Origin of the sequence: Prevotella sp. Rep29, assembly GCF_019551475.1 — a bacterium.
Lineage (GTDB): Bacteria > Bacteroidota > Bacteroidia > Bacteroidales > Bacteroidaceae > Prevotella.
Window position 1 is genome coordinate 1233219 of record NZ_CP047159.1, and the last position, 15945, is coordinate 1249163.

The 15945-nt window shown below is 48.6% G+C and carries 14 protein-coding genes; all 14 read left to right on the forward strand.

Annotation, left to right across the window (positions count from 1 at the left end):
- Positions 1–11 precede the first annotated feature (11 nt).
- Complete coding sequence (gene citX / locus GRF55_RS05200) at positions 12–521, forward strand: citrate lyase holo-[acyl-carrier protein] synthase (protein WP_220369457.1); 510 nt, start codon at positions 12–14, stop codon at positions 519–521.
- A complete protein-coding gene (gene citC, locus GRF55_RS05205) occupies positions 505–2250 on the forward strand; it encodes a [citrate (pro-3S)-lyase] ligase (protein WP_220369458.1) in 1746 nt (581 codons plus the stop codon). The genes citX and citC overlap by 17 nt, the downstream gene beginning before the upstream one ends.
- 31 nt (positions 2251–2281) lie before the next feature.
- On the forward strand, positions 2282–4525 hold the full coding sequence (locus tag GRF55_RS05210; protein ID WP_220369459.1) for a hydratase: 2244 nt from the start codon (positions 2282–2284) through the stop codon (positions 4523–4525).
- 39 nt (positions 4526–4564) lie between these two features.
- A complete protein-coding gene (locus GRF55_RS05215; RefSeq protein ID WP_255563842.1) occupies positions 4565–5782 on the forward strand; it encodes an NADP-dependent isocitrate dehydrogenase in 1218 nt (405 codons plus the stop codon).
- A 123-nt stretch (positions 5783–5905) separates the two neighbouring features.
- Positions 5906–8266, forward strand: a complete 2361-nt coding sequence (locus tag GRF55_RS05220; protein WP_220369460.1) for a bifunctional dihydroorotate dehydrogenase B NAD binding subunit/NADPH-dependent glutamate synthase — start codon at positions 5906–5908, stop codon at positions 8264–8266.
- A 496-nt stretch (positions 8267–8762) separates the two neighbouring features.
- Positions 8763–9857, forward strand: a complete 1095-nt coding sequence (locus GRF55_RS05225) for a phosphotransferase enzyme family protein (protein WP_220369461.1) — start codon at positions 8763–8765, stop codon at positions 9855–9857.
- 35 nt (positions 9858–9892) lie between these two features.
- A complete protein-coding gene (locus GRF55_RS05230) occupies positions 9893–10537 on the forward strand; it encodes a carbohydrate-binding family 9-like protein (protein ID WP_220369462.1) in 645 nt (214 codons plus the stop codon).
- 168 nt (positions 10538–10705) lie between these two features.
- Positions 10706–11056 carry an NADH-quinone oxidoreductase subunit A gene (locus GRF55_RS05235; protein ID WP_220369463.1) on the forward strand — a complete coding sequence of 117 codons (351 nt, stop codon included), beginning with the start codon at positions 10706–10708 and terminating at the stop codon, positions 11054–11056.
- Entirely contained in the window at positions 11047–11793 is a 747-nt protein-coding gene (locus GRF55_RS05240) for an NADH-quinone oxidoreductase subunit B (RefSeq protein ID WP_255563843.1), read from the forward strand. The genes GRF55_RS05235 and GRF55_RS05240 overlap by 10 nt, the downstream gene beginning before the upstream one ends.
- A complete protein-coding gene (locus tag GRF55_RS05245) occupies positions 11790–13355 on the forward strand; it encodes an NADH-quinone oxidoreductase subunit C (protein WP_220369464.1) in 1566 nt (521 codons plus the stop codon). The genes GRF55_RS05240 and GRF55_RS05245 overlap by 4 nt, the downstream gene beginning before the upstream one ends.
- Before the next feature lie 87 nt (positions 13356–13442).
- Positions 13443–14534: an NADH-quinone oxidoreductase subunit NuoH gene (nuoH, locus tag GRF55_RS05250; RefSeq protein WP_220369465.1), complete on the forward strand. Its 1092-nt coding sequence runs from the start codon at positions 13443–13445 to the stop codon at positions 14532–14534.
- An 11-nt stretch (positions 14535–14545) separates the two neighbouring features.
- Positions 14546–15079 carry an NADH-quinone oxidoreductase subunit I gene (locus GRF55_RS05255; RefSeq protein WP_220369466.1) on the forward strand — a complete coding sequence of 178 codons (534 nt, stop codon included), beginning with the start codon at positions 14546–14548 and terminating at the stop codon, positions 15077–15079.
- Positions 15080–15085: 6 nt separating this feature from the next.
- Positions 15086–15634, forward strand: a complete 549-nt coding sequence (locus GRF55_RS05260; protein ID WP_220369467.1) for an NADH-quinone oxidoreductase subunit J — start codon at positions 15086–15088, stop codon at positions 15632–15634.
- A 1-nt stretch (position 15635) separates the two neighbouring features.
- Positions 15636–15944 (forward strand): NADH-quinone oxidoreductase subunit NuoK, encoded by a 309-nt coding sequence (gene nuoK / locus GRF55_RS05265; RefSeq protein WP_220369468.1) that lies wholly within the window; start codon positions 15636–15638, stop codon positions 15942–15944.
- The last annotated feature ends 1 nt before the right edge of the window (position 15945 follow it).

The following is a 15945-nucleotide window of genomic DNA, read 5'->3' on the forward strand; positions in this document are numbered from 1 at the left end:
TTATTTAATATATGGAGATTACGCTTGACCAGTTGTTGGAAAGCCGAGACAACCGATCTGCCATGCAAAAGGATTTGATGTCAAAGAATCCTGAGCAGACGTTGGTGTGTTTCACGGTGGTAATGCCAGGACAGGTCAAGCGTAACCGTTTGTCTGCCGTTATCGCGGAGGCAGGAATGGAAGCCCTGCGAGAGCGGTTTGGCGGAGACATCTTCCAGTGTATCGAGCGTGACCTTGAAACGGGCTTTGAGGCATATCTCCTGCTCTCCGTTCCAAAGATAGAAGCGAAGCAGACGCTATGTGAGATAGAAGACCGTCACCCGTTGGGCAGGCTTTTTGATATGGATGTCATTGACGCGACGGGTGTCCCTATATCTCGCAGCGATGCGCAGCGTCCGGCAAGAAAATGCCTGATGTGTGACAACGAAGCGCGCGTTTGCATGAGGAATAACACGCATACACAAAGTGAATTGCATGAGTGCATCCATCAAATGGTAGAGCAGTATGTACGACGAGTTTGAAATACGCCAAGTGCCACTTTCGCTGAAAACCAGTCGGCAAAAAGTAGAGCGATTCTTGTCTGAGAATAATCTGAGATTGGACGAGCTCGACTATTATGCTGGCATCTTTCCGTTCCGAGAGGAGCAGTTGCTTGGTGGTGGCGGCTTGCAGCGCAATGTTATCAAATGTATTGCCGTCAATGAGACGCTGCGTGAACACCAGATGGGACTTAAGTTGATTTCGCATCTGATTAATGTAGCAGTCAATAGCGGATATGAAACGGTGCGTGTTTTCACGAAACCAGAGAACAAATACATCTTTGAAAGTATTGGCTTTTCTCTTGTAGGAACAGCACCAAAGGCGATTTTCATGGAAATCGGTCAGAACGGTATCAGCGCCTATTGCAAATATCTTTCCGTTCTCAAACGCGAGGGACGGAATGGTGTAATTGTAATGAATGCCAATCCTTTCACCAAAGGACACCGTTTCCTCATAGAGAAGGCATCGAAAGAGGTTGACAACCTGTATGTCATCGTTGTAAAAGAAGACCTTTCGCTCTTTTCTTATATGGAGCGAAAAGCGATGGTGGAGGCAGGTTGTAAGGACCTCGGCAATGTGGTCGTTTGTGACGGGAGTGACTACATTATCTCAGCACAGACGTTTCCGACCTACTTTTTGAAAGAATTGTCAGACGCATCCGACACTCAGATGAGTTTGGACCTGAATATTTTCGCTCACCATATTGCACACGCTTTGGATGCAAAGGTTCGTTTCGTGGGAACTGAACCGACCGACCGATTGACGGGCAGATACAACGAACTGATGCGCGAAATTCTTCCGAACTATGAAATAGAGGTGATAGAGATTGACCGCATGTGCCAAGACGGTGGCGATATCGTCAGCGCTTCGGCCCTTAGACAGCATCTGGACAGCGGTTCTTTCTCGAAAGCAAAGGAGTTGGTTCCTCCCTCGACTGTTCCTTACCTGATTTCACGGCTGGCTTTGGATGCGCTGGAAGCAGAACTCTCCCTGACTCCCAAACCCGGACTTGTTGACAGAAAAGACAGTGGTGCTCATCAAGATATGGACTACGAGCTCATGATGCGCAGTATTGCTGCACTCCGTCCTTATTTCAATCAACTGGCGTTGATGGGTTATAACGAAAAGATGCCAGAGGTGGAAGAAGTGATAAGTGTCGGACTGGCTGCTGAACAGGCGATGCTGAAAGCAACGTCGGGAGTGAACACCCATAAGGGAGCGCTGTTTGCATTGGGACTGACGATTGTGGCAGCTGCCCATCTTGCATTCCAGAGAGGTGAGTTGGATTCCAAGCTGCTGCAGAAACACATATCGGAAATCGCCGAGCAGATACCATCAGCCAAGGAGACGCATGGAGCTGCTGTCGTTGAGCGTTATCAAATAGGCGGAGCACTTGCGGCAGCTCGCGATGGCTACCGGCAGTTGTTTGATGATTGGCTGCCATGTCTGCAGGCGTTGAAAGACGCTCCGGATGGTCTGCACAAAACACTTTTGCGAGTGATGATGACCCTCGATGATACTAATGTATATTATCGCAAAGGAGCAGCAGCCGTCAAGATGATGAGGACAGCGGCAGGACAACTGCTGGAGGATTTCTCAATCGAAAAACTTGGAGAACTGAATGAAGGGTTTATTCATGAAAACATCTCACCTGGAGGTTCGGCAGACATGCTTGCATTGACTATTTTCGTAAATTCAATATTATCTTAATACAAAATATTAACTTTTTAATCTTAAAATCATGGTTGAACTAATCAAACAAGGAGTTTATCTACTCAACGGTTCAGAAATCGCAACGAATGCTGCGAATGTTCCTTCTCCAGACGACGCTCGGGAGAACACCATCACTTATCAGATTCTCCGCGCACACGACGTGGAAGGCGGTAAGGGTAAGAAAATGCGTATCAAATTCGATGCGATGATGTCACACGACATCACTTATGTGGGCATTATCCAGACGGCTCGCGCAAGCGGCTTGAAGAAATTCCCCATTCCTTACGCAATGACCAACTGTCATAACTCTCTCTGCGCCGTTGGTGGTACCATCAACGAGGATGACCACGTGTTCGGTCTCTCCGCAGCAAAGAAATATGGCGGTATCTATGTGCCAGCCAATCAGGCAGTCATCCATCAGTATGCCCGTGAGGCAATGGTGAAGTGTGGTAACATGATTCTCGGTTCCGACAGCCATACGCGTTATGGTTCACTCGGAAACATGGGTGTCGGAGAAGGTGGTGGCGAGCTCGTTAAGCAGCTGTTGGAGAACACTTGGGACATCAATGCGCCTGAAGTGGTTCTCGTTTGGCTCGAGGGTGCGCCTCGCAAGGGTGTCGGTCCTCACGACGTAGCTATCTCGCTCGTGAAGGCAGTCTTCGACAATGGTTTCGTGAAGAACAAAGTGTTGGAGTTTGCCGGTCCCGGCGTGAAAAATCTTCCGATTGACTTCCGTAACGGTATCGATATCATGACGACGGAAACAACCTGCTTGAGCTCTATCTGGGTGACCGATGAGGAGGTGAAGCATCATTACGATATTCACTGCCGTCCCGAAGACTACAAAGAGTTGCAGCCGGGTGCGGTGGCTTACTATGACGGAATGATTCGCATCGACCTCTCTAAGCAGGAGTCAATGATTGCATTGCCGTTCCATCCGTCAAATGCCTATACCATTCACGAGTTGCAGGCAGATCCTGAGCGCATTCTCCGTGAAGTGGAAGAGGATGCTAAGAAGCGCTTCGGTGATAAGATTTCTGTTGATTTGGTCAGCAAGGTTCAGAATGGTAAGGTGATGGCAGATCAGGGAATCATCGCCGGCTGTTCAGGAGGAACCTACGACAACCTCAGTGCTGCAGCTGCGATATTGAACGGCAAGTCTGTCGGCAATGATTATTTCACCATTTCTGCTTATCCGCAGTCAGTGCCAGTATATATGGCTACAACTCGAAATAAGATTGCCGAAGAACTGCTTGAGGCTGGTGTCGTGATTAAGCCGGCATTCTGCGGACCTTGCTTCGGTGCAGGTGATGTGCCGTCGAATAACGGTCTGAGTATCCGTCACACCACACGTAACTTCCCCAACCGTGAAGGTTCAAAACCTGGTCAGGGACAGATTTCGCTCGTGGCATTGATGGACGCACGTTCAATTGCTGCAACAGCAGCTAACGGTGGCATTATCACAGCAGCTACTGATATTGATTTCGAGGATACACACAAGCCCTACGACTTCGATGCGAAGATTTATGAGCGCCGTGTTTATAATGGCTATGCGAAAGCAGATGACAGCCAGGAACTCAAATACGGTCCGAACATCAAAGACTGGCCTAAGATGTATCCGATGGAGGAGAACATGTTGCTCGAGTTGGCAGCAGTCATCCACGATCCGGTGACGACGACCGACGAGTTGATTCCTTCCGGTGAGACGTCAAGCTACCGCTCTAATCCGCTGAAACTTTCCGAGTTTGCACTGTCGCGCCGTGTACCGGAGTATGTTGGCATCAGCAAGCGCATACAGTCGGAAGACCTGGAGCGTCGTGCAGGTAATGTGCCTCAGAATGTCTGTGATGCGCTGGCGAAAGTTGGTGCTGATGCGAAGAATACTTCATTCGGTTCTTGCGTCTTCGCCAATCGTCCTGGTGACGGTTCTGCACGCGAGCAGGCAGCATCTTGCCAGAAAGTGCTTGGCGGTGATGCCAACATCTGCTATGAATATGCGACAAAACGCTATCGCAGCAACTGTATCAACTGGGGTATCGTGCCGTTCACCATTGCACAGGAGACACCGTTCGACTATACCGCTGGTGATTTCGTGTTTATTCCCGGTATTCGCGAGGCAATTCTCGGAGGCAAAGAGGAAATTGATGCGAAGGTTATCACAGCCAATGGCGTGAAAGACATCCACCTCTTCTTCCAGAACCTGACTGCCGACGAGCGTCAGATTCTTGCCGACGGCTGTCTGATGAACTACTATGCTGCACAGCGCAAATAAAAGAAACAATCAATTATCAACAAATAACAATTAAAGAAAATGGATACAAAGAAAATTCAAATGACCACTCCATTGGTAGAGATGGATGGTGACGAGATGACCAGAATCCTCTGGAAAATGATTAAGGACGAGCTGATTCTCCCGTTCGTGGATCTGAAAACAGAATACTACGACCTCGGTCTTCCTAAGCGTGACGAGACACGCGACCAGATTACTGTTGACTCGGCTGAGGCAACGAAGAAGTATGGTGTGGCTGTGAAGTGTGCGACCATTACGCCGAACCATCAGCGTATGGACGAATACAAGCTCCATGAAATGTGGAAGAGCCCTAACGGAACGATTCGTTCGATTCTCGACGGTACTGTTTTCCGTACACCAATCACCATTCCTTCCATCAAACCGGCAGTGAAAAACTGGGAAAAGCCGATTACCATTGCCCGTCATGCTTACGGTGACGTTTACAAGAGCGTAGAAATTCGCGTGACAGAACCGGGTACTGCCAAGATGGTTTTCGAAGGTGAGAGTGGCAAGAAAGAAGAAGTGGTTATCCACAATTTCAAGGGCGAAGGTGTGCTTCAGGGCATGCACAACACCGACAAGTCTATCCGCTCGTTTGCACATAGCTGCTTCAAGTTCGCGCTCGACACAAACCAAGACGTTTGGTTCTCAACAAAAGACACGATATCAAAGAAATACGATGCACAGTTCAAGATTATCTTTGAGGAAGTGTTTGAGGAATATAAAGCTGAATTTGAGAAGAAAGGACTCGAGTATTTCTATACGCTTATCGACGATGCTGTGGCACGTGTTATCCGTTCTAAGGGTGGTTACATCTGGGCATGTAAGAACTATGACGGTGACGTGATGAGCGATATGGTTTCTACCGCATTCGGTTCACTCGCCATGATGACGAGCGTCCTCGTAAGCCCGGACGGAAAATACGAGTATGAGGCTGCGCACGGAACCGTTACGCGCCACTACTACAAATATCTCAAGGGTGAAGAGACATCGACCAACCCGATGGCTACCATCTTCGCATGGACAGGTGCCTTGCGCAAGCGTGGTGAACTGGATGGCATCAACGAGCTCGTGAACTTCGCCAATCAGTTGGAAGGCGCATGTTTCGACACACTCAACGAGGGAATCGTGACCAAAGACCTTGTGAACCTGATGGAAGGAATTACTCCGACAGCAGTCAACTCTGCTGGCTTCATCGGTGCTATCCGCGAGCGTCTTGAGAAGCGTCTGGCAAACTAAAGTAATGACTGGAAAGACTGCCAAAGGGTGCAAGTCCTTGGCAGTTTTTCTTGTTTTGTTTACGCTCATTACTAAAAAAGTGCTACCTTTGCACGTCGTTTAGTAAATAAGTAACATGGCATTATGAATAAGATTGTACGAAAGGAGCAATTCTCTGAGAAAGTTTTTTTGCTTGAAGTGGAGGCTCCGCTGATTGCGAAAAGTAGGAAAGCCGGTAATTTTGTCATCGTGCGCGTTGGTAAAAAGGGTGAGCGGGTGCCGCTGACCATAGCCGATGCCGACATCAACAAAGGCACCATCACGTTGGTAGTGCAGGCGGTCGGGCTTTCTACCACCAAACTCTGTGCACTGAACGAGGGCGACTTGATTGATGATGTCGTAGGACCGTTGGGTAATCCGACACATATCGAGAAGTTCGGAACCGTGCTTTGTGCAGGCGGTGGAGTAGGTGTAGCCCCGATGCTGCCGATTATCAAGGCGCTGAAAGAGGCGGGCAACCGCGTGCTTTCCGTCTTGGCAGGAAGAAGTAAAGACCTCATTATCCTCGAAAACGAAGTACGTAAGTATAGCGACAAGGTGGTCATCATGACCGACGACGGCTCGTATGGCGAGAAAGGTGTCGTGACAGTAGGAATGGAAAAGCTCATTAATGAAGAGCATGTCGATAAGGCGTTCGCCATTGGACCGGCCATCATGATGAAGTTCTGCTGTCTGCTTACGCAGAAATACAACATCCCCACCGACGTTTCGCTCAATACCATCATGGTTGACGGAACGGGAATGTGCGGCGCGTGCCGACTGACTATCGGCGGAAAGACAAAGTTTGTCTGCATCGACGGACCTGAGTTTGATGGATTCCAGGTTGATTGGGACGAGATGTTCAAGCGCATGGGCACCTTCAAGCGGGTGGAAGCCGAAGACATGAAAAACCTTCAGGCGCATATTGACAGCGTCCAACCGCAAGCCGCTGCCGAAAAGACTTCCCATGGAGTGGAGGAGAGCACGGCAGCCTGTGGCGGTCAATGCACTATTGAGGAGCTGACCGACCGCGACGCCGCATGGCGAAAGGAATTGCGCGCATCGATGAAACCGAAAGAGCGCACGCAGATTGCGCGTGTCATCATGCCCGAACTTGACCCGGAATATCGTTCGAAGACACGTCTGGAAGAGGTGAACACCGGTCTGACCAAAGAGATGGCGATGACCGAAGCCAAGCGCTGTCTCGACTGTGCAAAGCCGACGTGCGTGGAAGGCTGTCCTGTCAATATCAACATCCCATCGTTCATTAAGAATATAGAGCGCGGAGACTTCCTCTCGGCAGCCAAGGTGCTCAAAAACACATCCGCACTTCCAGCAGTCTGCGGTCGCGTTTGCCCGCAGGAGAAGCAGTGCGAGAGCAAGTGTATTCATCTGAAGATGAACGAACCAGCTGTCGCTATCGGGTATCTGGAGCGTTTCGCTGCCGACTATGAGCGCGAAAGCGGACAGATGTCTGTTCCCGAGATTGCCCCGGCAAACGGCATGAAGATTGCTGTCGTGGGTTCAGGACCAGCAGGACTTTCATTCGCCGGCGATATGATTAAGAAGGGATATGACGTGTATGTGTTTGAAGCATTGCACGAAATCGGCGGTGTCTTGAAATACGGAATTCCCGAATTCCGTCTGCCGAACGCTATCGTTGACGTGGAAATAGAAAACCTCAAGAAGATGGGTGTGCATTTCCAGACCGACGTGATTGTCGGAAAGACCATCAGCGTCAGCGAACTCGAGGCTGAAGGATTCAAAGGAATCTTCGTGGGTTCGGGCGCCGGACTGCCCAATTTCATGAACATTCCCGGCGAGAACGCCATCAACATCATGTCGTCAAATGAGTATCTCACGCGTGTCAACCTGATGGATGCAGCAAGCGAGACCACCGATACGCCCATCAACAAAGCCAAGCACGTGCTCGTGGTGGGTGGCGGAAACACGGCGATGGACTCCTGTCGCACGGCGAAACGGCTCGGTGCTGACGTGACACTCGTTTACCGGCGCTCTGAAGAAGAGATGCCCGCACGCCTCGAGGAGGTGAAACATGCGAAAGAAGAGGGCATCGACTTCCTCACGTTGCATAATCCCATCGAATACATTGCCGACGAGAACGGAGCCGTAAAAGCTGCCGTGCTGCAGGTGATGGAGTTGGGAGAGCCTGACGAGAGCGGTCGCCGGAGCCCCGTTCCTGTGGAAGGGAAGACGGTCACGCTGGATGTTGACCAGGTGGTAGTTGCCGTAGGCGTGTCGCCGAACCCGTTGGTTCCGAAGTCAATCGAAGGACTTGAACTCGGCAGGAAGAACACGATTGCCGTGAACGACGAGATGCGGAGCTCGATTCCGACCATCTATGCCGGCGGCGATATCGTGCGCGGCGGTGCAACGGTCATCCTCGCCATGGGTGACGGACGACGGGCGGCACTCAATATGGACCGTCAGCTGAGCGGAAAATAAACGATATAACATCGTTACACTGAAACGACCTGCATCGCTTTTTTATGGAGCGGTGCAGGTTTTTTCGTGATATTGGCAGAAAAAACACTGTTTGCAGTGGTGGCAAAAATGGAAAACAGGACTGCAAAAAGGTCGCAAGACGGAGTGCAAAATGTCATTTTCTTTTTACAAAAATCAGGGTCTGGAATGCTGAAATTTCCGGAGTAATATTTATGCGTAGAACTGTATAAAAATACAGGTTAAACTTTCGTTTTCCAAAAGTTCAACTTTTGGAAACGACTTTCCAATATTTTGATTATCAGTTGTTTACGAAAGCGAATATGAAACGTGATGCACTGCATAAAAATACAAAAGTGCATGTTGCTTAATAGGGCAATTATTCTCATTTCTTTACAAAACAAACAGGATGTTACTTCATCGGGTTAATTTCTTTGTCAGGCGGACTTATAATTCGGATATTTTGCCTAACTTTGTGGGCGAAAAGATTGTTTAGCGTATGGAAAATAATGATTTGAAGAAAATTGTGGGCATGTTCGATGTCAAAGGAACGCTTGACACGATAGCGCCTTTGGGTAACGGACTGATTAACGATACCTATAAAGTGTGTACGTCGGAGCCGGATGCTCCCGACTATGTCTTGCAGCGCATCAATCATCAGATTTTTCAGGATGTGGAATTGTTGCAGCACAACATTGAGGCAGTCACACGTCATATCCGTGAAAAACTCTCTGCCAGAGGCGTGGCGGACTTGGACCGTCGCGTGTTGCGCTTCATCCCGACTTCTGAAGGGAAGACGTATGCTCACGTGGGCGACGAATATTGGCGCTTGTCGGTGTTCATTCCTCGCACGAAGACCTACGAGGCGGTGACGCCAGCCCATGCCGAGAAGGCAGGGGAGAAGTTCGGTGAGTTTGAGGCAATGCTGATAGATTTGCCGGAGCAGCTTGGCGAGGTCATTCCCGATTTTCACAATATGGAACTGCGTCTCTCACAGTTGCGCGAGGCTGTGGCGAACGATGCCGTAGGGCGCGTGTCTGGAATTCGCGACATGCTTGCAGAACTTGAGGCAAGTGCCGACGACATGTGTCTTGCCGAACAGTTGGGACGTGCGGGCAAATTGAAGAAACGCATCTGCCACTGCGACACGAAGGTGAACAACATGCTCTATGATGGCGACGGCGAGGATGTGCTATGCGTGATAGACCTCGACACGGTGATGCCGTCGTATGTCTTTTCCGACTATGGTGACTTCCTGCGTACGGGTGCCAACTTCGTCGCAGAAGACTGCCCTGAGTTGGAAAAGGTAGGATTCAACATGGAAATCTTCAAATCGTTTACCCGCGGTTATCTCCGCTCGGCAGGCACGTTCCTCGAACCCGTGGAAACGGAGCATCTCCCTTACGGTGCCGCCCTGTTTCCGTTCATGCAGTGTGTGCGCTTTTTGGCGGACTATATCAACGGCGATACTTATTATAAAATCAATTATCCGGAGCACAACCTTGTGCGTGCTGAAAACCAGTTGCGCTTGTTCAGAAGCGTGAAGGCACATGAGGAGGAGATGAAACAATTCATCCGTGAATTGGGATTTTGAACACATCAATTAAAAATAAAGCAAAAACGAAAATCATGTTGACGGTCAGTAAGATAGAACGATTTGAAGGAGGAGCGAAACTTGTCGGTTCAGTGATGGATGCCCACGGAATAGCGTGGCAGCAAATAGGGAATGTGAATTGGGAAGAAACCTATCCTTATGCGCCGGATGTAAAGTTTCGGATAGCCCATACGGGAGATGCCATTTTGGTGGAATATCAAGTGGAAGAAGAGTATGTCCGTGCGGTGGCTGATGACGGCGGGAGCGTCTGGGAAGACTCTTGCTGCGAGATGTTTCTGGCGCTTCCGGATAGCGATACCTACTATAACTTCGAATGCAACTGCGCAGGAAAATTGCTGATTGAGACAGGTAAGGGGCGCGGTGAGCGCGAACGGGCTTCGCAGGCGGTGCTCAATCAAGTGGAGCGATGGTCGTCGAACGGCAATGAACTTTTCGCTGAAAAGCCTTCGAAGGGTGTCTGGAAAATGTCGCTCGTGATACCCGTCAGCAGTTTTTTCCGACATCAGGTGAACGATTTGTCGGGTATGCGCTTGCGGGGCAATTTCTACAAGTGTGGCGATAAGCTGCCGAAACCCCATTTCCTTTCCTGGCAGAGAATACAGACGGAGCATCCCGACTTCCACCGTCCGGAGTATTTCGGGGAGATAAGTTTTGAGTGAAAACGCACTTTTGGGGATGCCAGTTCAGGCGGAAGGGTAGATATTTTATGCAAAAAAGGATTTTTTTTATAAAAAAAAGTAATGTTCGCAATAAAATTACTACCTTTGCACCCCGATAAGGTTTTGGCAGAACAAACTGATAAACACACATTAATAATTTAAACATATATGTATTTTACTTTGTTTGTTACCGTTATCTTAACGGCTATTGTCTTGGTAGCAGCAGCTTATGTCATAGCAAAGCTGTTGGGACCTCGTTCCTACAACAAGGTGAAAGGAGAGCCATACGAGTGTGGTATTCCGACTCGCGGCAGTTCATGGCTGCCCGTGAGCATCGGATATTACCTCTTTGCAATCCTTTTCCTGATGTTTGACGTGGAGACCGTTTTCCTTTATCCTTGGGCAGTGGTCGTTAAACAGATGGGTGCGATGGCACTATTCACCGTCGGCTTCTTTCTGTTGGTACTTGTATTTGGCTTGGCTTATGCCTGGCGGAAAGGAGCGTTGGAATGGAAGTAAGAAAGCCGAAGATTAAGAGTGTTCCCTACGAGGAGTGGAAAGACAATTCCTCATTGGAGAAACTGGTTGATGAACTCCATGAAGGAGGCGTCAATGTCGTGACAGGCTCTCTCGACCAGTTGATTAACTGGGGACGTGCCAACTCTCTGTGGTCGCTGACTTTTGCAACTTCGTGTTGCGGTATTGAGTTCATGGCGTGTGGTTGTGCCCGTTACGACTTTGCTCGCTTTGGTTTCGAGGTGACGAGAAACTCACCTCGTCAGGCAGACTTAATCATGTGTGCCGGTACCATTACACACAAGATGGCACCCGCGCTCAAGCGTCTGTACGACGAGATGGCAGAACCCAAATACGTCATTGCCGTGGGCGGTTGCGCCATCAGTGGCGGTCCGTTCAAATCGAGCTACCACGTAGTAAAAGGTATTGAAGAAATTGTTCCCGTAGATGTATTCATCCCTGGTTGTCCTCCACGTCCGGAAGCAATCCTGTATGGTATGATGCAGCTGCAGCGGAAAGTGAAAATAGAAAAGTTCTTCGGCGGTGCTAACCATAAGCAGAACCGGGATGAGCGTGAGTTGGGTATCTCTAACGAGGAGCTCCGTGCACGTCAGCTCGGCGATCATCGTCGTGAACCGATTGTGGTGACTGATGTTCCCAAAGACTTCGTAGAAAAAGTGAAAGCCGAACAAACAGAAAACCTTCAATCACAAAATCAAGAAAAGGAGGAAAACGCATGAAACTGGAGCATTTAGTATTCGATTTCGATAAGTTTGCCTCTGAGATGGCAGATTTGAAAGACAAGAAACATTTCGATTATCTTGTCACGATAGTAGGCGAGGACTTCGGAGCAGAAGAAGGACTCGGTTGCGTTTATATATTGGAAAACACAGAGACCCATGAGCGTTGCAGCGTGAAGATGCTGGCAAAGGTGGTAGATGGTGAAAGCGTCATCCCTTCAGTCATCAACATCTGGAAGGTGGCAGACCTGCTTGAGCGCGAGGTTTATGATTTCTATGGAATCCTCTTCCTCGGACATCCTGACATGCGCCGCCTCTTCCTGCGTTCCGACTTCAAGGGCTTCCCCTTCCGTAAGGACTGGGAATTCACCGACAAATACACATTGGAAGACGATGTGGAGCCAGATTTCGGAATGGAATATTGGCTCGACAACAACGGTCGTCTCTGTTCAAAGCAAAACCGTCTGTTTGCTGACGATGAATATGTGATGAACATCGGTCCGCAGCACCCGTCAACACACGGCGTGCTCCGTCTGCAGACAGTCGTTGATGGAGAGACCGTGAAGCGCGTCTATCCGCATCTTGGATATATCCACCGCGGTATTGAGAAGATGTGCGAATCCATGACCTATCCCCAGACATTGGCATTGACCGATCGTCTGAACTACCTCTCAGCCATGATGCATCGTCATGCGTTGGTAGGAGTCATAGAGGAAGGAATGGGCGTGGAGCTGACTGACCGCATCAAGTACATTCGTACGATTATGGACGAGCTGCAGCGACTCGATTCACACTTGCTCTATTGCGGTTGTTGCGCGCAAGACCTCGGAGCTCTGACGGCATTCCTCTATTGCATGCGTGACCGTGAACATGTGCTCAACGTCATGGAGGAAACGACAGGCGGCCGCTTGATTCAGAACTATTATCGCATCGGCGGACTCCAGGATGATATCGACCCGAACTTCGTTAAGAACACGAAAGACCTCGTGAAATACATGAAACCTATCATTAAGGAATACATGGACGTGTTTGGTGATAACATCATCACGCATAAGCGTTTCGAGAAGGTAGGTGTGATGAATATGGAGGATTGCATCAGCTATGCAGTGACAGGTCCTGCCGGCAGGGCATCCGGATGGAAGAACGACGTTCGCAAGACCCATCCTTATGACATGTATGACAAAGTGGAGTGGGAGCAGGTTACAATGACAGGCTGCGACACGATGGACCGCTATCTGATTCATGTCAATGAGATGTATCAGAGTCTGCATATCATCGAGCAACTCATAGATAATATCCCCGAAGGCGATTTCTATGTGAAGCAGAAACCCATCATCAAGGTTCCAGAAGGTCAGTGGTATTTCTCTGTAGAGGGAGCCAGTGGCGAGTTCGGAGTATATCTTGACTCTCGTGGCGACAAGAGCCCTTATCGTCTGAAGATGCGTCCGATGGGACTTTCATTGACAGGTGCACTTGATCCGATGTTGCGTGGTCAGAAGATTGCCGACCTTGTAGCTACAGGTGCTGCGATAGACTTCGTAATACCAGATATTGACCGATAATTAATTGAGATGAGAAGAGCACGTGAAATGGATGAAAAAAGTCGGACACGCAATCTTTGATTCTCGCATTTATTAAGTAACAGTATTATGTTTGATTTTTCAATAGTAACAACATGGTTCGACCAGCTGCTTCGCCAGACACTTGGGTTAGGCGATTTCTGGTCGGTTCTGATAGAGTGCATTGTGGTAGGTGTGCTGATATTGACAGGCTATGCCCTGATGGCTGTAGCGTTGATATTTATGGAGCGTAAAGTCTGCGCCTACTTCCAATGTCGTTTAGGTCCGATGCGTGTAGGTCCCTGGGGATTGCTGCAGGTGTTTGCTGACGTGCTGAAGATGCTTATCAAGGAAATTTTCTTTGTGGAAAAGGCTGATAAGTTTCTCTATATCCTGGCGCCGTTCTTGGTGCTGATAGGTTCTGTAGGCGCATTTGCTTTCCTTCCATGGAATAAAGGAGCGGTGATACTCGACTTCAACGTGGGTATTTTCTTGTTGACGGCAATCTCATCAATCGGCGTTGTCGGAATATTCCTTGCCGGTTGGGGTTCTAACAACAAGTATTCTGTAGTTTCCGCGATGCGTGGTGCCGTTCAGATGATTTCCTATGAGATGTCGCTTTGTCTGTGCCTGATTACGGCAGTCATTCTGACAGGTACGATGCAGATCAGCGGAATCGTGGAAGCACAAAGCAAGGCGTGGCTGATATTCAATGGCGTAGCAGCGATTCCTGCAATTATCGCATTCTTGATTTTCCTCGTTGCCGGTAATGCGGAAGCCAACCGCGGTCCGTTCGATATGGCAGAGGCTGAAAGTGAGTTGACGGCTGGACACCACACCGAATATTCAGGTATGGGATTCGGCTTCTTCTATTTGGCGGAGTTCCTTAACCTCTTCATCATTTCCGGTATTGCAGCAACCGTCTTCCTCGGAGGATGGATGCCCTTGCATATTGGAAGTTGGGACGGCTTCAATCAGGTAATGGACTATATTCCCGGAGCTGTTTGGTTCTTTGGAAAGACATTCCTCATTGTCTGGCTGCTGATGTGGGTGCGTTGGACATTCCCGCGTCTGCGCATCGACCAGATTCTGAAGTTGGAGTGGAAATATCTGATGCCGTTGTCATTGATCAATCTTGTCTTGATGACGATTGTTGTGGCATTAGGATTATATATTAAATAAGGTATAAGGCTATGGAAGAGAATAAATCATATTTTAGTGAGGTTTTTCACGGAATAAAGACACTCTGTGTCGGTTTGAAGACCACGTTGAAGGAATATTTCATACCGAAGTCAACCGAGCAATATCCGGAAAACCGTAAAACAACCCTCCACGTAGCGAAGCGTCACCGCGGTCGTCTGGTTTTCAAGCGCGACGAGAACGGTGATTATAGATGTACGGCTTGTACACTGTGCGAGAAGGCTTGTCCGAATGGAAGTATCAAAATTGTGTCTCAGATGGTTGAAGAGCCCGAGACAGGGAAAAAGAAAAAGCAACTGGTTGATTATCAGTATAACCTCGGTGACTGTATGTTCTGTCAGCTGTGCACAAATTCCTGCAATTTTGACGCGATAGAGTTTACGAATGATTTTGAGAATGCGGTATTTGACCGCAGTCAGCTTGTGCTGCATCTGGACAAAGAAAAATACGAGGGCGGTTCGTTGCCGCAACTCATAGATGGCGGTGCACCTCTTGAAATCGGTAAGTTTAATACCAAAACGAAATAAGGAATTATGGCTAATATAGTAGTATTTATCATTTTGGCTGTTGTCATTCTTGGTTCTGCGGTAATGTGCGTGATGACCAAGCGAATCATGCGGGCAGCAACCTTCCTGCTATTTGTCCTTTTTGGTGTGGCAGGCATCTATTTCCTGCTTGACTACACCTTCTTGGGTGCCGCTCAGATTGCCGTATATGCAGGTGGTGTGACAATGATCTATATCTTTGCAATCCAGCTTGTTTCAAAGCATGCGCTGCAAGGTCTTCATGAGAAACTGAGAGGCAAGCAGGTCATTGTAGGTATTCTTGCGGCTTTGGCAGGCTTTGCCACTGTTGCATTCATACTATTAAAGAACAAGATATTCGATATGTGCCTCACGGCTGACCAGTCAGCCAATCAGGTTGTTGGAAAACTCCAGGACGATGGCGTTTCGATGGAAACTATCGGAACAGCATTGATGGGTTCGGAGAAGTACCAGTACGTGCTTCCTTTTGAGTTCATCTCCATTTTCCTTCTGGCATGTATCATTGGTGGAATCGTAATTTCAAGAAAGGATAAGTAATATGGTACCAGTAGTATGTTATTTAGCGCTTAGTACGCTTTTGTTTTTCATTGGCGTTTTCGGTTTCGTAACCCGTCGCAATCTGATAGCAATGCTGATTTCAGTGGAACTTATCCTGAATGCGGTAGATATCAACTTTGCGGTATTCAATCGTATTCTTTTCCCTGGTCAGCTTGAAGGATTCTTCTTCACGCTGTTTGCCATCGGAGTAGCAGCAGCAGAGACAGCTGTTGCCGTTGCAATTATTATTAATGTTTACCGTCGATTCCATAGTGATCAGGTGACAAGTATTGAAAACATGAAACTTTAAG